Annotated in this window: 1 protein-coding gene; it reads right to left on the bottom strand. The window is 59.5% G+C overall.

Annotated elements, in window-relative coordinates; translation table 11 throughout:
- Window positions 1-156 precede the first annotated feature (156 nt).
- Window positions 157-1,524, bottom strand: coding sequence for an IS1380 family transposase (locus tag GNK13_RS19260; RefSeq protein WP_164104192.1), 1,368 nt, complete (start codon window positions 1,522-1,524; stop codon window positions 157-159).
- Window positions 1,525-1,639: the final 115 nt, after the last annotated feature.

Here is a 1,639-nt window from a genome sequence, read left to right as displayed (position 1 = left end):
GCTAGCCCGGATATTTCATCCGCTGATGGATTTTAGGCTCGGGGCGGCTGATGCGGTTGGATTTTACGAGAAGAGGCGGGCGGGCGGGGTGGCGGCGCAGAGTTCCCCCTACCCCCAGTCGGCCTCGGGCGTCGCACGAGCGTCCTATGGGGCCGCTCAGCTGGTGTCGCACAAGCGCTCAGCGACGTGATTGAATAGGCGCTCGTAGGGGCAGCTACTGGCGAGGTGGAAGACGACGCGGCGAGCAGTGACGCGGACGCGAGCAGCGATTTTCAAAAGCCGCAGCCGAATCGTGTCGACACGCCAGTGGCTAGCCTCGGTGCCCGCTAAACCGATCCGTCGAACCGCGTCGAGCAGCACGTAGGCGAAGCTCGCCAACATCAGACGAAACTGATTGGCCATGAAGTCCGTGCAACTCGTCCGGTCGGCGAACAGACACAACTGCTGCTCTTTGATCCGGTTCTCCATTTCGCCACGCGGGCAGTAAAGCGTCTCATAGAACCGCTCAGGGTTGGCTGCCGGAGAATTGCCGGAGCTTGCTTGAGCCACTGCCTCCGGAAGGTTCGTCACCACGAACCTGGGGTTAGAACCCTTGGCGGTATGTTCAGCCTTTCCGATCACCCAGCGGTGACGGTCCCAGCGGCGGGCTTTGTAGGAGAACCAGGTGAACCGCCGTTGCTTCTCACGAGCGGATTGAAAAGCCGCATGCGCTGCGACCATCTCGTGTACCAAGTGGCGTTTCAGTGCAGGATTCTGCTGAAAACCGAAGATGTATCCAACACGGTTCTTGTCGCACCACCGCATCAATTTCCCGTTGCAGAACCCGCTGTCGCCGCGAAGGATGATCCGCACGTTGGGCCAGCGGGAGCGAATCTTCTCGACCAGCAACTTGCTAATTGGACGCGCGTGCTTAGCTGCTCCGACACTGCTTGGCCGCAGGTAAGAAACCAGGATTTGGTTTCCACAAAAGACATACAGCGGGAGAAAGCAGTAACCGTTGTAGAAGCCGTTGAAATAGCGCTTCTCTTGATTGCCGTGCGTCGGGTCATCTGTGGCGTCGAGGTCGAGGATGATCTCTTCGGGCGGCTCGTCGTAGCTATCCAGGAAGGTGTCGACGAGGATCTCGTGGAGCGCGAACATCGTCTTGGAATCAACACGATTCTCGAGCCGTGAGAGCGTCGATGGGCTGGCCAGTCGGATCGCTGCATCCGGCTCTCGCTGGGCAGCGACTTGCATTGCCGGGTCGTACCGCAACTGGGCGTGATCGTTGCCATCTTCGTAGCCAGTAGCGATGCCGAAGATCCGCGAGACGAGCATTTCTCGTTGGGGGTGAGCCACGTAGCGAAGATCTCGGGGATCGGGGATCGCCGCATTGATGCGGTCGATCAACCCCAGCTTGCGATCCGCCTCGCGGAGCAGCAACAGCCCGCTGTCGGTGGTTAGCGTTCCGCCCTGAAAGTCGACCTCGACGGCTCGGCGGCGAAGGCGTTTAAAAGCAGCTCGTCTTCGGGTACGCTTCGTCATTGCCGAGAGCCTTGGGTTCGGTGGGATTGAAGTGTGGTAACTCCAATGTCTACCGGAACTAAGGCTCTCGCGCTAGATACCTACGCTGATCAGCGGATGAAATATCCGGGCTAGC

It is taken from the genome of Candidatus Laterigemmans baculatus (genome assembly GCF_010367455.1).
Taxonomy (GTDB): domain Bacteria; phylum Planctomycetota; class Planctomycetia; order Pirellulales; family Pirellulaceae; genus Laterigemmans; species Laterigemmans baculatus.
This window is presented reverse-complemented; position numbering and strand designations above follow the sequence as displayed.